Source organism: Cytobacillus sp. C11.1, assembly GCF_058145115.1.
Genome location: NZ_CM176935.1, coordinates 3,362,978 through 3,381,352, shown reverse-complemented (window position 1 = coordinate 3,381,352; position 18,375 = coordinate 3,362,978). Strand labels below are relative to the sequence as shown.

The window sequence follows — 18,375 nt, the reverse complement described above, 5'->3', positions numbered from 1 at the left end:
TCCTTTCTCAAGGAAATCGTCTTTTTTTATGTAAGGCCTCATTATGTTGATTTCCGCCCCTGATCCTCAGCGGGCCAGCAGGCGAACGAAGCAGATTTGCGCATCCGGGGTCTCCCTTTGACACGCTCCTCTGGCTGGAGGTTGAATCACCACCGCACGAAGGAAATGCGAATGCAATTTCGAGGTCTCTCGCCTTCCACAAAATCAACAATAAGCATTAACACAGCCTTTTGTAAAAGCTTATAATGCCTTCACCATACCGCCATCCACAAGTATGGAGCTTCCGGTAACATAACTGCTCGCATCAGATGCAAGGAAGGTAACCACATTTGCAAACTCTTCCGGTGTTCCGTATCTGCGCAATGGAATCATGCTTTTTGCTCGTTCAACAATTTCTTCCTTGGAGACGTTCTGTTTATCGGCATTGTGCTGGTCCAGATAATCCACCCGGTCTGTGGCAATGCGTCCTGGAGCTACAGTATTGATTAGAATATTATATGGCGCCAGTTCTTCTGACAATGTTTTGGTCATACCAACGATTCCTAAACGGAATGTATTGGATAATAGAAGACCTGGGATCGGCTGCTTAATGGATGAAGAAGCAATATTAATAATTCTGCCGCCATTTTTCTTTAATTCAGGGAGGGCTTCACGAATTAGTCTCACATAACTCAGCAAATTCAATTGAAAAGCTTTTTCCCAGTCTTCGTCTGTAAAGGTTTCGAATGTACCGCCAGGAGGGCCGCCTGCGTTATTGACAAGAATGTCAATTCCCCCAAGTGTTTCACTTGTATGCTTGATTAGCTGTTTAATATCTTCCGGATTGGTGATATCCGCTCTAAAATATTCAACCTCAATACCATTTTCACTGAATTCTGTTTGAACGGACTGCATTTTTTCTTCATCACGGCTTGTAATCATCACCCTGGCACCTTCTTTTGCCAATTGAGCCGCCACTGCTTTTCCAAGGCCCTGACTTGAAGCGATGACTAGGGCGTTTTTATTTTTAAGATTAAGATCCATTTTTCGTTCCTCCTAATTTTTTTTACAGAGAGCCATCCATTCATCAACAATTAATGATTGAACCTGGCCATCTTTTAGTGTGACATTAAAATAATCATGGGCATGTTGTTTTGCTTGTAAAATGAAGTCTTCCACAGCTTTTATTTGCTCATTGCTCTCAGTTGTCCTCCTCACCCATGTTGGAAATTCGTATGTTTTCTTTCTGCCTTTTGAGCATGTTTCCTGTAACCCTGAATACGTAAATAATGTTCTCCATTCTTTGATCGAAAGGCATTTGAAATGACTATCATCCCGTAGCTTCTCCACCGTGTTTATGAAATCAGCGAGTTCTTTTTCTTCAGGAGCGACGTTATCAATCAGGAGAAAATGTCCGCCGGGCTTTAATACCCTTTCCGTTTCTTTAATGAATTTTTCCGGATTTGGAAAGTGATGCGGTGCGATCCTGCAGGTGACAGCATCAAAGGAACCATCCAGAAAAGGCAAAGCCTCAGCATCAGCCACCACGTACCAGATATTTTTAAAATCCTTTAAATGCCGGGCTGTGTTTGCTAACATGCCTTTTGTTAAATCTGTTGCAAAAACTTGTGCTGTATGAGGAGACAGGCTCTTTGCAACATGTCCGCCACCTGTTGCGATATCAAGAACCACCCAATTTTTGTGTGGTTTCAGCGTTTGCACAAGCTGGTTCAGTTCGCTTGCATCGGCATGTATCTTGCTTTGAACATACTTTTCAGCGTTTTTTCCAAAAGTATCAATGACCTTTTGCTTTATTTCTTCCTTCTCCAACAGACTCACCTCAGCTATTTGAACTCCGCTTCTCTTTTCTCCAAAAAAGCTGAAATTCCCTCCTTGCCTTCCGGACTCTTCGCCCTGTCCGCAAGGAATTCAGTTTCCATGGCCATTTGGGATTCAAGCGTTTCCTGCAAAGAATGATAGAATAGCTTTTTAGTAGCTCTAAAGGCATTCATTGGCCCTTTTGCGAGATTTTCAGCCAGGTTGATGACAGCCGGCATCAGTTCTGCTTCAGGAAGGACTTGATTGACAATCCCCCACTCTTCAGCTTCTTTCGCATTTAACATTCGGTTTGTATACATCAGTTCAAGTGCCCGCTTCATGCCAACTGCTCTCGGTAAAAAGTAGCTGCCTGAGCCATCGGGAGTTAATCCGATTTTATTATAAGCCATTACAAATTTTGAACCTTCAGCCGCATAAACAAGATCGCAGGAAAGCGCGAGGCTCATCCCTGCACCAGCAGCCACACCATTTACCGCTCCTATAAAAGGCTTGTTCATTCTGGCAAAATGCGAGACAGCCCCATGCAAATAAGCGGTTACCATTTTTAAATGAGCGGGCATCTCCTCCCCTTCACTTGAAAAGCTCTTCAAATCGCCGCCGACAGAAAACTTATTTCCTGAACCTGTTATGACAACTGTCCGTATCTCCTCTTTTTCAGAACAGATAATAGCCGTGTCCATCAGTTCCTTTGCAAGCTGCAAATCAATGCCATTGCCTGCATGCGGACGGTTTAATGTCACAATCCCAACGTTATTTTCGATGGTTAAAAGCACATTTTTATTTTCCAATTTCTATCCTCCTCAATAAATGCTCCTAATAAATTCTATTTAATACGCCTGTATTCCTGTATGTTTTATTGGAAAAATAAAATAAGCCCGCCATTTGTATATGGCAGGCATCCTATTATCTTGTCGGTTCCAGGATTAATTTTCCCTTTGTTTTTCGGGACTGCATGAGTGTGTGAACCTTTGCGGCATCCTCCAAAGGGTGAACTTCTCCGATTGTAAGCTTTAGTTTCCCTTCAGCCACAAACGTCATCAATTCTTTCATGCTAGGCTGCAGAAGTTCAGGCTTTCTCATTATTTGCGGAAGGAAAAAGCCGATAACAGACTGGTTTCTTGCCATTAAGGATGATGGATAAAATCTGCTTTGCTCTCCGCTTGCTACCCCATAAATGACAAGACGGCCAAAAGTCGCAAGGCACTTTACTGTTTTATTAAAAATCTCTCCTCCGGCCATTTCGAGTGCAACATTGACACCTCTTCCGCCAGTGGCTTCGAGAACTTCGTTTTCCCAGCCATCTTTCGTATAGTTAACAAGCACATCTGCCCCCATCTCTTTTGCAAGCTTTAGCTTCTCATCTGAGCTGGCAGTGGCAATTACTTTACCTGCCCCAAACAGTTTGGCAAGCTGGACCGCTATTGTCCCCACACCGCCTGCTGCTGCATGGACAAGAAGGCTTTCCCCTTTTTCAAGCCTGCCCATCGTTTTTAAAATATGATACGCACTCAAGCCCTGCAAGGGAAGTGCAGCGGCAAGCTTGAAATCCAAACCTTCCGGCAGCGGAATCAGCCCTCTTTCATCCGCTGTCACATATTCAGAATAACCACCGGATTCGATTAACGTAACCACTCTTGTTCCTGGTGTGATGCTCGCTTTTTCACCAGCGGCTGCGACTATGCCTGCCACTTCGGCTCCCGGTATAAAAGGCAGCGGAGTCGGAACTACATATTGCCCTTCCCTTCTGGCTGTATCGGCATAATTCACGCCAATTGCATGGACCTCAATTAAAACTTCATGCCCTGTTGGTATTGGTTTCTCTTTTTCTATTACGTTAAGAACTTCCGGTCCTCCGTATTCTTTTAGCTGAATGGCTTTCATTATTGAACACTCCTTTTATTAATGGCTCCGTAAACAGTTTCACGAATAAAACAGGAATTTCGCAAATATATTCATTTTTTCGCAGATATAACAGGAATTTCGCGAATATATTATTTTTTTACGGATAACATGAATTTTTCGCAGTTAGATCGATATTTTCCTAGTTACTTCAAAAATTTCGCTTATAAATAGATTTAACCTCTATACAACTGTATTTCGATAACGATTTCCCAATGGAAACCTAGCAAATATACTCCGCACGGTCGTAAAGCTTCTCAGCAATGCTTCTATTTCTTGCAATTCCCTTACCAAAAGAGCCAAATCGGCTGCATTCGCGAATAACCAAGCCCAGCAGCTGGTCTCTCTTGTCCTCAGACGCCAGTTCTGTGACCAGCTGGCGGGAAAGGCGTTCTGTATCCCAGATGGCGCCATCCAGAAAGGTCCTTGTTAAGTGAATCTTCAATTCTTCTTTCTCTTCACCATTTTTCTGAATAGCTTTAAAAGTCCGGTAGACAGCCGATTCTGCAGCAAAGAGCGCAATTGCCAGGTCGGCGAGCTTCATTAATGTTTCCTGTTCATGAACGAGGGAGCTGCCGAATGCTTCATATGCGAGTCCGGCGTTTAATAAGAATAAGTTCCTCATCGTGTCGATGGCTGCTTTTTCTTTTTCAACAATGGCTTCGCCGGCTTTTTCCGGTTTGCTTAACTGAATGACCGCTTCCTCAACCCTAGTGGCAAGATTGATTTCGCCTTTCATTGCTTTTCTGAATAGATGTGTCGGGATCAGCAATCGATTAATCTCATTGGTTCCTTCAAAGATCCGATTGATACGTGAGTCGCGGTACATTTGTTCAACACCGTATTCCTTGATGAATCCGGCTCCGCCATGCAACTGCAGCGTTTCATCTGCCACATAATCCAGCGTTTCGGAACCAAACACCTTACAGACGGCACATTCTGTAGCATATTCGCTCATCCTTTTTCCGATCACCTTTAAATCAGAGGAATCGCTTAAATCTCCCAGTGAGTCTTCCAGCAAACTGGCAGTTCGGTATTGAAGCGATTCGGCCGCATAGATTCGAGCTGCCATCTTAGCGACCTTTTCCTTCGTCGCTGGAAAATCAGCAATCGCCTTTCCGAATTGTTTTCTCTCCTGCGTAAATTGCAGGGCCTTTTTCAAACCCGATTTTGATGCACCCATACAGGCTGAACCTAAATTGAAACGTCCCAGATTCAAAACATTTAGGGCAATCACATGTCCTTTTCCCACTTCGCCCAGCAGGTTTTCAGCAGGAACCGGAGAATCTTCAAATATGACTGATCTGGTGGAAGAACCTTTAATCCCCATTTTATTTTCCTCAGGACCGAAAGATAATCCTGGTGTATTCCGCTCCACGATAAAGGTAGAAAAATGCTGGCCGTCCACTTTGGCATAAACGATAAAGGTATCTGAAAAAATGGCATTGGTAATATAGATTTTTGTGCCATTTAAAATGTAGTGTGAGCCTTCCTTATTCAATACAGCTGTTGTTTGTGAGGATAGAGCGTCAGAGCCGGCGTTAGGTTCAGTCAGGCAATAAGCACCGATATACTCTCCTGACGCTAGCTTCGGCAAATATTTTTCTTTTTGCTCAGGCGTTCCAAAGTAAGTAATCGGCAAAGTGGCAATACAAGTATGATTGGAATGAGCGACCCCGTAACCGCCCGAAGACGCAATGTTTTCTCCTACGACTCCCTTGCTGATTTTATCAAGGCCAAGGCCGCCATATGCCTCAGGAATGCTATGGGCAAGCATGCCCAAATCTCCGGCTTTTCTAAGCAAATCCGTAACAAGCTCAAAGTCCTGATTTTCGATCCGCTCTTTTTCTGGCAGGACATTTTTATCAACAAATTGCTTTGCCGTTCTTCCGATCATGATATGCTCATCTGATAATTCCTCGGGTGTAAAAAGAGTTTCGGGATCCAGTTTGGAGAATAAAAAACTGGCTCCGTTATTGGCTGTGTTCACTTTTTCCATAAAAAGGCCACTCTCCTTTATGCGTGGTTGCAGGCTGATGGATCACCACTCTGCCATCTTTCAGTACTGGAATAACGGAAGACGTTCCAGCTCCTGCAGCAAACTTTAATTCTTCCAAAAATCCATGCAGATAAAATAACTGCCCTACACGGGACTCAGATAATATTTCAAAGGCACTTCCCTGTGCTCCACGGTAAAAATGAAGGGCGGCTTTTGCCGCGTCTGTCAGCACCCACTCATCCCTCTGTACTAAACAGTCAAGAAAATGGCCGGCACCATAAAAGTCTTCAAGACTTAATTCTCCTGAATTACCTGAACAGACGACAATGATCGTCTCGTCTTTACTCTCTTCTCTAATGGTCTTGGCAACGGCTGGATTATTTAAAAGGCAGCCTATATAAACCTGTTCTGCTCCCTCCGATTTTCGCAATGCAACAGTCCCATTGGTTGTCGACAGCACAAGCTTCTTGCCTTTTATTACACTTCGTATATGTCCTGGGCTCGGGTATACAAACCCATCAACTGGCCTGGCATGTCTCTCCCCAGCCAGCACGCAAGTATCCGGATCCATCTCTGCAGCCACATTCAGCCCTTCAGTTACACCCCTTACAGGAATGACTTCAGTGGCTCCATCTGCAAGGGCGGATGTGATCGTGGTGGTAGCCAGCAGCACATCCAGCACCACCACCACTTTGGCGCCTTCTCTCATTTTTTCTTGCAAAATATCTTCTTTTTTTAAAATCACATGCACTTTTCTCATATTAGTTTTTCTCATTCGCAACCTGTACTCCATGCTTTAGAAGTACTTTCACGAATTGGTTAAATTGCGAAAAACGTGCATCGGTTGTCTGGCCTTTTTTATAACGGAAATAGATTTGCTGGCAAATGACAGCAAGCTTAAAATAGGCAAAGGTTAAGTAGAAGTTCATATTGCTTACATCCCGGCCTGTTTTTCTAGCATATGCTTCAATAAAATCCTGGCGGGTGTAAAACCCTTTTTGAACTGTAACAGGCGGTTTGCCCAGTCCGAATTTCAGAAGGTGTGGATCATCCTCCTGTATCCAATAGCTCATCGCTGCCCCAAGGTCTGCCAGCGGGTCGCCAACGGTCGTCATCTCCCAATCAAAAAGCCCGACCATTTTCTGCGATCCTCACTGAACATCGCATTGTTCAGTTTGTAGTCATAATGGATGATGGCTGGTTCTCTGCTGACAGGAAGATTGCAGGTCAGCCACTTTTTCAGCGCTTCTGCTTCCTTTACTTCATCCGTTTTCGCCCGTTCGTAGCGGCCAATCCAGCCATCCACCTGTCTTTCCATAAACCCGTTCGGATTGCTGATTTCGGTTAAAGCGGTTTCTTTGTAGTCAATCGAGTGCAGCTTAGCCAGCTTATCGACCATGGTCTGCGATATCTGCCGGCATGTTTCTTCTGCAGGTGTAATTCCTTCTGGAAAAGAAGTATCCAATACAACACCATGCTTCCTTTCCATAATAAAAAATGGGCTGCCTATTATCTCCTCATTATCAGAAAACAGCAGCGGTTTTGGCGCCTGTTTGAAAAATGGGTGAATTTCTGAAATGACACGAAATTCCCGTTTCATATCATGTGCTTTCGGAGCAACCGGTCCAAGCGGAGGCCTCCGCAGAACCGCTTGCCACTCTCCTATCTTTAACTGGTACGTTAAATTGGAATGTCCTGCTGAAAACTGGAGAATTTCTAAAGGCTCGCTTGGGAGGCCATCAACGTGATTCCGCAGATATCCTTCCAATGCTGCTTCGTTTAATTGCTCGCCTTTTCTTATTGGGATAGTATCATGGCTCTTTTGCCGCGGCATATTGTTCCTCCTCTTTATATGAAGATTCAGTTATCTTAATCTAGGATTCAATCAAATTCTGCCTTAAGCCTTCGCGGAGCAAATCCGGGATGATCGCACTTTCCTGTTTGTCAAAATCGAAATAAACGATAATCGCATGCCCCCTGGCAATCACATCGTTTGTCTGGGAGCAGACAATTTCATGATCCAGCTGAAAGCTTTTGCCCCCAATTCTTGATACCCAAGTTTTAATCGCAAGAATTTGATTAAAATAACCCTGGCTTAAAAAATCGCATTTGGCTGAAGCGAGAATGAAATGCCATTTTTTCACGTCCATGCTGTAGCCAAGCGTTTCAAAATACTTTACCCTTGCTTCTTCGAGGTAAATAAAATAACTAGTATGATTGATATGACCAAGTGCATCCGTCTCGCCAAACCGGACGTTTACCTGCAGCTCATGCATGGAGTCACCCTCTTAACTCTTCACCTTTTTTGTGTTGTATTCATACCAGCCCTTGCCTGTCTTCCTTCCAAGCTCGCCCTTCTCCACTTTCTCCGCTACACAAGCGAATGGTTTATCGGCCGGGTCGCCTGTCTCACGGTAACGCTGATCCATGACATAGTAAGCAACATCAAGCCCTGACAAATCCATCAGCTCAAAAGGCCCAATCGGGTGATTCAATGCTTTCCGGCAAATTATATCGATATCTTTATAATCAGCAATCCCCTGTTCATATAAAGCTACTGCCTCTTTCTGCAATGCTCCCAGAATCCGGTTGGCAACAAACCCGGAAATCTCTTTTTTTAGCAGCACGGCAGTCCGGTTAATTTGCTTGCAGATATCCATGGCAATCTGTGCCGTTTCTTCAGATGTCTGCTCACTCATAACTACTTCCACACAATCCATCACAAGCGGCGGAAAAAAGAAATGCATGTTAACGACTTTGTCAGGACGTTTTGTTACATCTGCTATTAAACTATTGACAATCGTAGAACTGTTGGTCGCGAAAATGGCATGTAAAGGGGCAAATTGTTCAAGCTTGCTGAACACATCTTTTTTAACATCTAGCTTTTCGGTTACAGCTTCAATGATCAAGTCAGCATGTTTCACACTTTCCTCGAGGCTTTGTGAAAAACGCAATTTGGTAAAAGCGGCTTGCTTCCCGTCTTCTGATAGCTTCCCTTTTGCAACCCATTTATTCATAATGGTATGAAACTTGGACTCAGCATCTTTCAATGCAGTCACATTTACGTCCTGAATAATCGTTTCATAACCGCCCAGTGCACATAGCATTCCGATTTGATGACCCATTTGACCGGAACCGATAACCGTGATTTCCTTTACATCGTTTGCATTCATACATTCTCCTCCTTATACTGACCAGTTGGTATGTTTTGATTGAGAGAGGAAAGAGCTTATCCTCTCTCTGGATATTTGGTTGCTGACACAATTCGCGGGTTTATTTACTATTTCGCGGATAAAAACATGTTTTTGCGATTGGCTGTTTTCGCAAAGTTTGTTGCTTACAAACTAGTTTAAAATTACTGAGTTGATTGGAGTGGAAGGCACTTGATCCTCGAAAATGCATTCGCATTTTCTTCGTGCGGTGCTTAGTCGAGGAAGCTTATTCAATGTCCTGCGGGAAGAGAGGGAGCGGGAGACCCCGCAGGCGTGAAACGCCGAGGAGGCTCCCGTTCCTCCCCGCGGAAAGCAAGTGACTGGAGCGGAAATCAAAAGGCAAGCTTTATAGTCCAAAAACAACAATCTATACGAAAAGAGCCTTGCGATTATACCCGTTATACTAAAATTTGCGGATATCGCCTTTTCGGCATGTAATTATGGGACGCCAAAACTCTAAATATTTACATTTCAATCCCTTTTAGAATCAATTCCGTAAAAATTTCTGCCACTTCCCGATCAGAAACCTTGCCTCCCGGATTGAACCATTGGTAACTCCAATTCGCGATACCTAAAATGCCAAACGCGACAATAGGGGTTTTTAAATCAGCACGAAACTCGCCGTTCTGTTTGCCTTTTTCAAGCAGCTTTTCAATATTGAGCCTGAATTGATCCCTTTTAGGAATAATCTCCGATAGCCTTTCGTCACTGAGATTACGCATCTCTCTGAAAAACACCTTCGCGCTGGCTCCCTGTGTTTTAATATTGCTGATCAGCATGTGGACAATCGCAAAAAGCTTATTTTTACAGGTCTGCGATTCATCCTTTAAAATTTCCTCCTGGTTCGCGAGCAGATCATCAATATAGCGAAGGTGAATATCCATCAGGAGTTCTTCCTTGCTTGAAAAATAATAATAAAACGTACCTTTCGTCACACCGATGCTGTCGACAATATCCTGAATCGATGTCTCGCTAAAGCCCTTTTGATCAAATAGCTGGATACTCTTTTCAGTAATTTTTTCTTTCAATGTTAGTCCCCGCTTCTGTAAGAAAATATCGACAGAATTATATCATAAATACTAGTTTTTCCGGAGCTCTTCACGTAAAGCCCTTCTCAGGATTTTCCCGACATTGGTCTTAGGAAGCTCATCGCGGAACTCGACTGCGGCCGGAACCTTGTACGTAGCCATGTTCTGTTTGCAGTAGGAGATGATGTCTTCTTCCGACGCTGTTTTACCAGCTTTTAAAACAAGTACTGCCTTTACGGTTTCACCGCGGTAAGCATCCGGTACACCTATGACAACGGCCTCCTGGACAGCAGGGTGTTCATATAAAACCTCTTCAATATCACGAGGATAAATATTATATCCGCTTGCAATGATGAGATCTTTTTTCCGATCAACAATATAGAGGAAGCCGTCCTCATCCATACGTGCAATATCCCCGGTATAAAGCCAGCCGTCTCTTAATGTATTGGCTGTTTCCTCCGGCATGTTCCAGTATCCCTTCATAATCTGCGGACCTTTTATAATGACCTCACCTAATTCACCGGCCGGCACCTCTTTCGACCCGGTTGCCAAATCAACTACTTTATATTCTGTTGATGGATACCCGATTCCTACGCTGCCCGGCTTTCTTTCTGAAAAAGGAGGGTTGCAATGGGTAACAGGCGATGCTTCAGATAAACCATAGCCTTCAAGAATTTTCGCACCTGTTTTCCGCTCGAAATCACGCAGGAGCTCGATTGGCATTGGAGCACTGCCGCTGTTGCACGTTTCAATGCTGTCAATGCCATATTCCTCTGCACGAGGATGGTTGGTAATCGCCACATACATCGTCGGCACGCCCGGGAAAACGGTCGGCTGTTCATTTTTGATTGTATTTAACACTTCCTCCAGATCAAAACGAGGCAGCAGAATCGATTCGTTCGCTGTATATATAGCAAAATTCATGCAGGCAGTCATTCCGAACACATGAAACAAAGGAATGACGGTTAAGTATTTTTCCTGCCCGATCTTAGTTCTTTCTTTAAAAAATTCATACGACTGAATGACATTAGCCAAAATATTGCGGTGGGTAAGCATGGCGCCCTTTGAACGGCCTGTGGTTCCGCCAGTATACTGAAGGACAGCGATATCATGCTCAGGTTCGATATTTACCGGTGTGAATTGCCCTTTTCCTTCCTGTAAAAAAGCATCAAATTTCTTATCTGGCGAAAAATCTGCTTCCGATGGCTGGAGGCTCACAACAATTAGATTCTTCAGCTTAGTATCACCTTGAACCCTTTTTACACGCGGATATAAAGCATCAAAAACCACAAGGGTTCCGGCTCCAGAATCATTCATGATATGTTCGATTTCACGCTCCACCAGCATCGGGTTTACCTGGGTAACGATAGCGCCGGCAGCCAGGGTGCCATAATAAGCAATCACGTATTGCGGACAATTTGGAAGCATAATAGCGACGCGGTCACCCTTCTGAACCCCGTTCTTTTGAAGTGATGCAGCAAAGCCGTAAACCGCTTTCTGCAGCTCCCCGTAAGTGACTTTCCTTCCATAAAAGGATAAAGCATTATTTTGCGGGTACATCGCTGTGATATCCTGCAGCATCTCCGGCATTGATTTACTTGGAATGTTCACTTGCGCTGCAATTGATTCAGGGTAGTGGGCAAGCCAGGCTTTTTTCTCACTCATTAAAAATCCCTCCATAATTTCCAAACTTTTGGCCAATCATTCTATAGTCATTTCTTGGAAGTTTTTAATTCACTTAGCTTACTATATCCTCTGCTTTTTACATGGCATGTGTTCCGCCATCAACAATCAGGACATCGCCGGTTACATAGTTTGAGGCATTGGAAGCCAGGAAAAGAGCGGCACCCTTCAGGTCATCATCAGATCCGAACCTGCGAAGGGGTGTTGCGTCCAAAATCGGATTTTTGCCGTGCTCTATGATGGCTTTTGACATTTTCGTCGGGAAGAAGCCTGGTGCAATCGCATTGACGTTTATATTATGGCGCCCCCATTTCACTGCAAGATCCTTTGTCATCGTAATGACTGCACCTTTGCTTGTGTTATAGCCTATTGTGTCCATTACTCTCGGGTCTGTTCCGCCGAGGCCGGCCACAGAGGCAATATTGATGATCTTGCCTGATTTTTGCTCGATCATCACCTTTCCAACAGCCTGGCTCATTAAAAAGGTTCCTGTCACATTTACGCTGATCACTTTCTGCCAGGCCTCAAGCGGCATCTCTTCGGCTGGAGCACCCCAGGTTGCCCCGCTGTTATTGACGAGAATATCAATGGAGCCGAATTGTTTTACGGTCTTCTCAACCACTTTATAAACATCTTCAGGATTGCTGATATCGCATGGCAGAGCCAGTGTTTTTACACCCAGAGTTGCCAGACGGTCAGCTGTCTCCTGGCAGGCTTCCACCTTTCTGGAACAAAGCACTAGATTGGCGCCCGCTTCAGCAAAGCCTTCTGCAATTTGTGCGCCAAGCCCGCGGCCTCCTCCGGTAATGAGTGCGGTTTTTCCGGTTAAATCAAATAAGTCTAAGACCTTCATATTTCGTTCCTCCACTTTTATTAAAATAGCTATTGATATTTCTTTAACTCCAGCTTGGCAACCTGTGCACGGTGCACCTCATCCGGACCGTCTGCCAACCTCAGTGTTCTTGCATTCGCCCAAAGTGCTGCAAGCGGTACATCATCCGAAACGCCAGCTGCTCCAAATGCCTGAATCGCCCGGTCAATGACCTTCAAGGCCATCGATGGCGCTACCACTTTAATCATGGCTATTTCCGTTTTCGCCACTTTGTTTCCTACCGTATCCATCATATGGGCAGCTTTTAATGTTAAAAGCCTTGCCTGTTCAATTTCAATGCGCGAATCGGCAATCCATTCGCGGATCACTCCCTGGCTTGATAAGGGATTTCCAAAAGCGACCCGGTTTTGTACACGCTTACATAATTCTTCAAGCGCACGTTCGGCGGCGCCGATCAGCCTCATGCAATGATGAATCCTTCCCGGTCCCAGCCTTCCCTGCGCAATGGCAAAGCCTTTTCCCTCTCCCCAAATAATATTTTTTTTCGGAACCCTGACATTTTCGTATGTAATTTCGGCATGTCCATGCGGGGCATGGTCATAGCCAAACACCGGAAGCATCCGTTCAATTTTGACACCCGTCGTATTAAGCGGTACCAGTATCATAGATTGCTGTTCATGGCGGATTGCAGATGGATCCGTTTTTCCCATGACAATAGCAATCTTGCATCTTGGATCTCCTGCACCTGACGACCACCACTTCCGCCCATTAATAATGTATTCGTCACCATCCCTTTCAATGCGCGCTTCGATATTCGTGGCATCGGAAGAAGCAACGTCCGGTTCAGTCATTGAAAAACAGGAGCAAATCTCCCCATCCAAAAGCGGATTAAGCCAACTTTGCTTTTGCTGTTCAGTTCCGTAGCGGACCAGCACTTCCATATTGCCTGTGTCTGGAGCATTGCAGTTAAAAACCTCCGGGGCAATCATCGAACGGCCCATAATCTCGCACAGCGGAGCATACTCCACATTCGTCAGCCCTGCCCCATACTCACTCTCAGGCAAAAATAAATTCCATAATCCAGCTTCTTTAGCTTTGGCTTTCAGCTCCTCCATAATCGGGGGAACCGCACTCCAGCGGTCTGTTTGTTCATTCAGCTGCTGCTCGTACAATGACTCACTCGGATAAATATATTCCTCCATAAATCTAGTTAATTTTGCTTGCAGCTTCTGCACCTTTGGTGAATAAGAAAAATCCAATGTTGTGTCCCTCCTTCACTAACTAACCGGTCGGTATGTTACTACTTTAGTATAAACAATCTTAGGATTTATTCAACTGTTTATTCTGAAAATTCTTGATTTTGGGGTGGAGGATTCGTTTTTATTCGGTAAATGGCGGGGCTATGCTGATATTTTTAAGTTTGTATTCTATATTTCTGAATTAACTTTTTTGTTCGCTAATTTTAGAAGTTTAATCGCTAGTTTGGGTAGTTTATTCGTAAGAATTGAGGCTGTTTGTTCGCATGTTTTTAGATTTTATTCTTAAAGTTCCATTTTCACCATTTATTTGTAAAAAAAAAGCCCCATTCAGGGCTCCTTCTATTTTTGTACAGAATTTACAGCTGTTTTGTATTCCTCATACCATTTTTCCCATTCTTCTTTACGAGAACCAATACTACTGCCATCGAGCAATCTGCTAATCACATCAAGGCATACATGCCAGCCGGCAGATCCCTTGGCGTATGGTCGGTTATTTCACTTATTTTTTCAATCAGCTTTAATTGAGTATGGCCGTTTTCTTCATCTAATTCAAAACGGACAATATCATCGCCCCATGTATATTCAAGAATAGCTAACTGTTCTAGCCCCAAAATCTCCATCTCTTCAAAACTGCCATCCCCCATATCAAACTTGAACGCTCCGCCTTGCTTAAGCTCATCTGCTTGAAGCTCAGGGAACCATTTTTTCAATTGGTTATTATCTGTCAGCATCTCCCACACTTGTTCCCTTGGATGTTCCAGATTTCTTACAAAAGTGGCCGTATAGCCGTTTGCGTTTTTATCAATTAATGCTAACAAGGTAAAAAACTCCTTTACAAAATATATCACGCTTTCATATAGGATATACAAAAGGTATTTGCCTCAACATTTTAATTCAATTTTTACTGTTAAAAATCCTTTAAAGTTTCCAGTGAGATCCGTTGTTTTAAGAAGAAGCCACCTCTTTACACCCAATGGGAAAGAATAAAAGAAATGCCTGGTATGCTTTGAATGACCAGGCACTTCTTTTATTCAAACCGCCATTTCCCTTTTTTTCTTCATATCCCGCTCTTTTTCCTTTATTAAAGCTGCACCAATGATGCCGATCAGTGAAAATACAACCGGGATCATAAATCCATATCGGTAGCCGTCTTCGAAGCTGTCAAGCACTTTTCCAAAGATAAATGGCAGCAAAACCGCGCTTAAAAATCCGCCGGTATTGGCAAAACCCGAGATAACCCCAACATCCTTAATGTCAAAGGATTGGCGGACAACAGCAAAAGTTAGCGTACTGGCTCCAGTTCCATATCCCATGATCAAAAAAAGAATGATCAGCAGCGGATATGGCGGCTGGCCATTAAATACAATAAAAGCACACCATCCGAAGAATACGATAAAGTGGGAAATAAGATACGGACGTTTGATAGAATCAAACCTGCTGGAGATTGAGCTCATTAATGGAGCGCCAATAATGGCACCCATCAAGCCAATCATGATGAGCTGGCTTGATTCAGACCGGGTCAATCCATACATATCCATTCCATATGGAACAGCCCATGACCCAATAAATCCTACATAAGTGCCGACCAAGCCAAAATGGCAGAAAAACGTTGCCCAAGCCTGCCTGTCGGATAAGACTCTTCTCAATATGGAGCCCGTTTTTTCCCTTGGGTTCTTTTTATGAGAAGAAACCTTTGCAGTAATTCCCATGCGTTTAGGCTGCCAAATTAATATAAAATACAGCAAAACACCGAGAATTGTAAGAATGACTCCAACGGCAAAAAAGGGCGCACGCCACCCCCAATTCGAAATCCAAATGGAAAAAGGCACGGTCGCAAGCAGAAAGCCAAAGCTGCCCACCATTCCTGCAAACCCAAGTAATTTCACAAATTCATTCACTTTGAACCATTGACTTAATATGATCACAATGTTTATCCAAATGGTTGCATCACCAAAACCGACGAGCAACCGGGCTGCAAATAAAACATACTCATTCGGTGCAAAGCTGTATAGAAGTGTACCTGCCCCGTTTAAAAGGGTACCTGCAATAAGGAAGACATTCGGGCCAAAACGGTCCGATAGAATTCCAATTGGAACCTGCAGGCTGGCATAAGCGAAGAATTGAACACTTGTCAGAAGCCCGATGGCAGCGGCAGTTACCCCGAAATCCTTCATTAATTGATCTGTAATTAAACCTGGTGCTGTCCTTTGACTTACGATTAAAAAGTACGCAAATAATACCGCTGAAAAGACAACCCATCTGTACTTGCTTTTATGTTTCTCCAATGACCTCTTCTCCTGTTGTCTATTAATGCCATTTATTATACGCTAAAAAAAAGCACCTGTCCTCCACTGCGTTAAATCATTAAAAACCCAGCGAAGTTTAGGTGCCATTTTTACCATTATTCTTTCACAAATTCTTTCGTGCTTCTGACTGTATCAATCGGACGGACATAGCTTTCGATTTGTTCCCTTTTTGGTTCAAGGAACGGCGGAAGCGACAGCTTTTCACCAAGTGTTTCATAGGGTTCGTCACCCATAAACCCTGGCCCGTCAGTTGCAAATTCGAACAGAATTTGCGGGGCTACTCTTGAATATAAAGAACCGAAGAAGAATCGGTCCACGAATCCTGAGGTTTGGAAACCAAAGCTTCGCATATGGTTATCCCATTCCTCCAATACAGATTTATCGTCAACACGGAATGCCGCATGGTGGACAGTCCCATATCCCTGGCGAGACTGCGGAAGAACAGTATTGTGCTCAACAATGACTTGTGCGCCGTTTCCGCCTTCACCCACTTCGAATAAATGAAAGTCTCCTTCTTGTGCTATTTCCTTAAAGAGCAGCACTTTTTCCATCATTTCTTTAAAATAATCAAATTGGGCAATCCGGACAAACAGCGGTCCCAATCCAGTAATAGCGTATTCAAGCGGAATTGGGCCTTTTTGCCATGGTGTACCGGATGCTATACCTTTGTTGTTTTCGTCTGAAATTAATTGATACTGCTGATCATCGAAATCAGCAAATGACAGCGTCTTTTTGCCAAATTGCTCCTTGATGCCAGTGTGTTTAACTTCAAGGCGGTCAAAGCGTTTAACCCAGTAATCCAGTGCCGCATCGGCTGGCACACGGAAAGATGTTTTTGAAATCTCGTTAGTCCCATGAGAACCCTTAGGAATTCCAGGGAAATCGAAGAAAGTCATATCCGTTCCGGGGCTCCCGGTGTCATCTGCAAAAAACAAATGATAAGTTTGAATGTCATCCTGGTTGACTGTTTTCTTAACGAGGCGCATCCCCAGTACATAAGTGAAAAATTCGTAGTTCTTTTCTGCGCTGCTTGTAATAGCCGTTACATGGTGAATACCTTTTAAGTGATTCAAAGTAAAATTCCTCCCTTGTCTTTTCCTATAGCCATGTTGAGATTGCAGCCAAATGGCTTTGTATTTATCTTAAAATAAGATATCTCTAATTCGAGATATTTTTACTTTATCACGGATGTATTCGGGTGTCAATTAATGATAAAGTTAGAAAAATGACTTGATTATATCTTCCTCGTGATTACATTCCTTGCAAATATACTCAATTTCCAAAGCATCTTCCCTGGCGATGTGCTCCGTCTCTTTTCCACAAACCTCACAATATCTATTTTCCGTGATCTCTTTCATATTAGCATCTCTCCTGTAAATGTCGTTTATCTTGTTTTAACCATAATCCCGGATTCTAAACAAAAAAACCAGCCCCCGATTGGGAACTGGTTTAGTCACAATATGTAGCAGCCGCCTTTGCCGTAATGAGGTATAAGAAAGTTTTAAACCACCACTCCTCAAAGTGGGTGTTCGCAGAAACCTTCCTGCCTGTCCTCCTTGTCATATAGACAGAGGCATGTCATTCCCGTTTCGATGTTAAACTCCCTGTTACAGCTTAAAGGTTAAAACTTTATTATGATTACGAACAATGCAGCTTGTAGTATTATATTAAATGATTTGGATCATTTTTTCAATGGTAATGCTCTCCGTGTTGTCTATTTTTTTTGCAGGTTAATTTTAAACTGAATTGTCTTAATGGATGGATTTGATTTGGGTGGATGCCATAGGGGGTTTAAAGCTGGGGATTAACGACGATAGCTCCTTTTCTGCTTTTATTATGGTAGTTAATTATGATTCCGTAACAACTATGGTCTTATCTTAGTCTTAGAATGAGCACCATTAGCTCCTTGGCGACCTTTATCTCTGCTCCTGCTTATTTTTTGTCGTCATAATCGCTCCATGACGACCATCCTCTCTGCTCCTGCTCACATTTAGTCGTCATAAAAGCTCCATGACGACAATTCCCTCTCCTCCTGCTCATTTTTAGTCGTCATAAACGCTCCATGACGACGATTCCCTCTGCTCCTGCTCATTTTTTGTCGTCATAAACGCTCCATGACGACGATTCCCTCTGCTCCTGCTCATTTTTTGTCGTCATAAACGCTCCATGACGACCATCCCTTCTGCTCCTGCTCATTATTGGTCGTCATAAACGCTCCATGACGACAATTCCCTCTCCTCCTGCTCTTATTTGGTCGTCATAAACGCTCCATGACGACCATCCTCTCTGCTCCGCCCCATATTTGGGCTTCATAAAAGCTTCATGACGACAACATTCAC

16 protein-coding genes, 1 other RNA gene and 1 pseudogene are annotated in these 18,375 nt (G+C 43.7%); all 18 read right to left on the bottom strand.

All coding sequences use genetic code 11. From position 1 onward, the window contains the following. Window positions 1-240: 240 nt before the first annotated feature. Complete coding sequence (locus AC3ZVC_RS16780; protein ID WP_490064349.1) at window positions 241-1,023, bottom strand: SDR family oxidoreductase; 783 nt, start codon at window positions 1,021-1,023, stop codon at window positions 241-243. A gap of 12 nt (window positions 1,024-1,035) precedes the next feature. Continuing rightward, complete coding sequence (locus AC3ZVC_RS16775; protein WP_490064347.1) at window positions 1,036-1,809, bottom strand: class I SAM-dependent methyltransferase; 774 nt, start codon at window positions 1,807-1,809, stop codon at window positions 1,036-1,038. A 14-nt stretch (window positions 1,810-1,823) separates the two neighbouring features. Further along, entirely contained in the window at window positions 1,824-2,606 is a 783-nt protein-coding gene (locus AC3ZVC_RS16770) for an enoyl-CoA hydratase/isomerase family protein (RefSeq protein ID WP_490064346.1), read from the bottom strand. 115 nt (window positions 2,607-2,721) lie between these two features. Beyond that, entirely contained in the window at window positions 2,722-3,699 is a 978-nt protein-coding gene (locus tag AC3ZVC_RS16765) for a quinone oxidoreductase family protein (protein WP_490064345.1), read from the bottom strand. A gap of 241 nt (window positions 3,700-3,940) precedes the next feature. Continuing rightward, complete coding sequence (locus tag AC3ZVC_RS16760) at window positions 3,941-5,716, bottom strand: acyl-CoA dehydrogenase FadE (protein WP_490064344.1); 1,776 nt, start codon at window positions 5,714-5,716, stop codon at window positions 3,941-3,943. After that, window positions 5,691-6,491 carry a 2-phosphosulfolactate phosphatase gene (locus tag AC3ZVC_RS16755; protein ID WP_490064342.1) on the bottom strand — a complete coding sequence of 267 codons (801 nt, stop codon included), beginning with the start codon at window positions 6,489-6,491 and terminating at the stop codon, window positions 5,691-5,693. Before AC3ZVC_RS16755 ends, AC3ZVC_RS16760 begins: the two co-directional genes overlap by 26 nt. After that, a pseudogene (locus AC3ZVC_RS16750) lies at window positions 6,478-7,550 on the bottom strand (phosphotransferase family protein). Before AC3ZVC_RS16750 ends, AC3ZVC_RS16755 begins: the two are co-directional and overlap by 14 nt. Before the next feature lie 40 nt (window positions 7,551-7,590). Beyond that, window positions 7,591-7,992: an acyl-CoA thioesterase gene (locus tag AC3ZVC_RS16745; RefSeq protein ID WP_490064341.1), complete on the bottom strand. Its 402-nt coding sequence runs from the start codon at window positions 7,990-7,992 to the stop codon at window positions 7,591-7,593. A 12-nt stretch (window positions 7,993-8,004) separates the two neighbouring features. Continuing rightward, window positions 8,005-8,889 (bottom strand): 3-hydroxyacyl-CoA dehydrogenase family protein, encoded by an 885-nt coding sequence (locus AC3ZVC_RS16740; protein ID WP_490064340.1) that lies wholly within the window; start codon window positions 8,887-8,889, stop codon window positions 8,005-8,007. A 503-nt stretch (window positions 8,890-9,392) separates the two neighbouring features. After that, window positions 9,393-9,956, bottom strand: a complete 564-nt coding sequence (locus AC3ZVC_RS16735) for a TetR/AcrR family transcriptional regulator (RefSeq protein WP_490064339.1) — start codon at window positions 9,954-9,956, stop codon at window positions 9,393-9,395. A 51-nt stretch (window positions 9,957-10,007) separates the two neighbouring features. Continuing rightward, window positions 10,008-11,621: a long-chain-fatty-acid--CoA ligase gene (locus AC3ZVC_RS16730; protein WP_490064338.1), complete on the bottom strand. Its 1,614-nt coding sequence runs from the start codon at window positions 11,619-11,621 to the stop codon at window positions 10,008-10,010. Between the two features lie 97 nt (window positions 11,622-11,718). Continuing rightward, window positions 11,719-12,492 carry an SDR family oxidoreductase gene (locus AC3ZVC_RS16725; protein ID WP_490064337.1) on the bottom strand — a complete coding sequence of 258 codons (774 nt, stop codon included), beginning with the start codon at window positions 12,490-12,492 and terminating at the stop codon, window positions 11,719-11,721. Between the two features lie 29 nt (window positions 12,493-12,521). Beyond that, a complete protein-coding gene (locus AC3ZVC_RS16720; RefSeq protein ID WP_490064336.1) occupies window positions 12,522-13,730 on the bottom strand; it encodes an acyl-CoA dehydrogenase in 1,209 nt (402 codons plus the stop codon). 440 nt (window positions 13,731-14,170) lie between these two features. Then, on the bottom strand, window positions 14,171-14,548 hold the full coding sequence (locus AC3ZVC_RS16715; RefSeq protein ID WP_490064335.1) for an SRPBCC domain-containing protein: 378 nt from the start codon (window positions 14,546-14,548) through the stop codon (window positions 14,171-14,173). Window positions 14,549-14,761: 213 nt separating this feature from the next. Next, window positions 14,762-16,015, bottom strand: a complete 1,254-nt coding sequence (locus AC3ZVC_RS16710; RefSeq protein ID WP_490064334.1) for an MFS transporter — start codon at window positions 16,013-16,015, stop codon at window positions 14,762-14,764. A gap of 116 nt (window positions 16,016-16,131) precedes the next feature. Further along, entirely contained in the window at window positions 16,132-17,109 is a 978-nt protein-coding gene (locus tag AC3ZVC_RS16705) for a ring-cleaving dioxygenase (protein WP_490064333.1), read from the bottom strand. Window positions 17,110-17,253: 144 nt separating this feature from the next. Continuing rightward, entirely contained in the window at window positions 17,254-17,394 is a 141-nt protein-coding gene (locus tag AC3ZVC_RS16700; protein WP_214729325.1) for a hypothetical protein, read from the bottom strand. 104 nt (window positions 17,395-17,498) lie between these two features. Beyond that, a non-coding RNA gene (gene ssrS / locus AC3ZVC_RS16695) (6S RNA) lies at window positions 17,499-17,695 on the bottom strand. Between the last annotated feature and the right edge of the window lie 680 nt (window positions 17,696-18,375).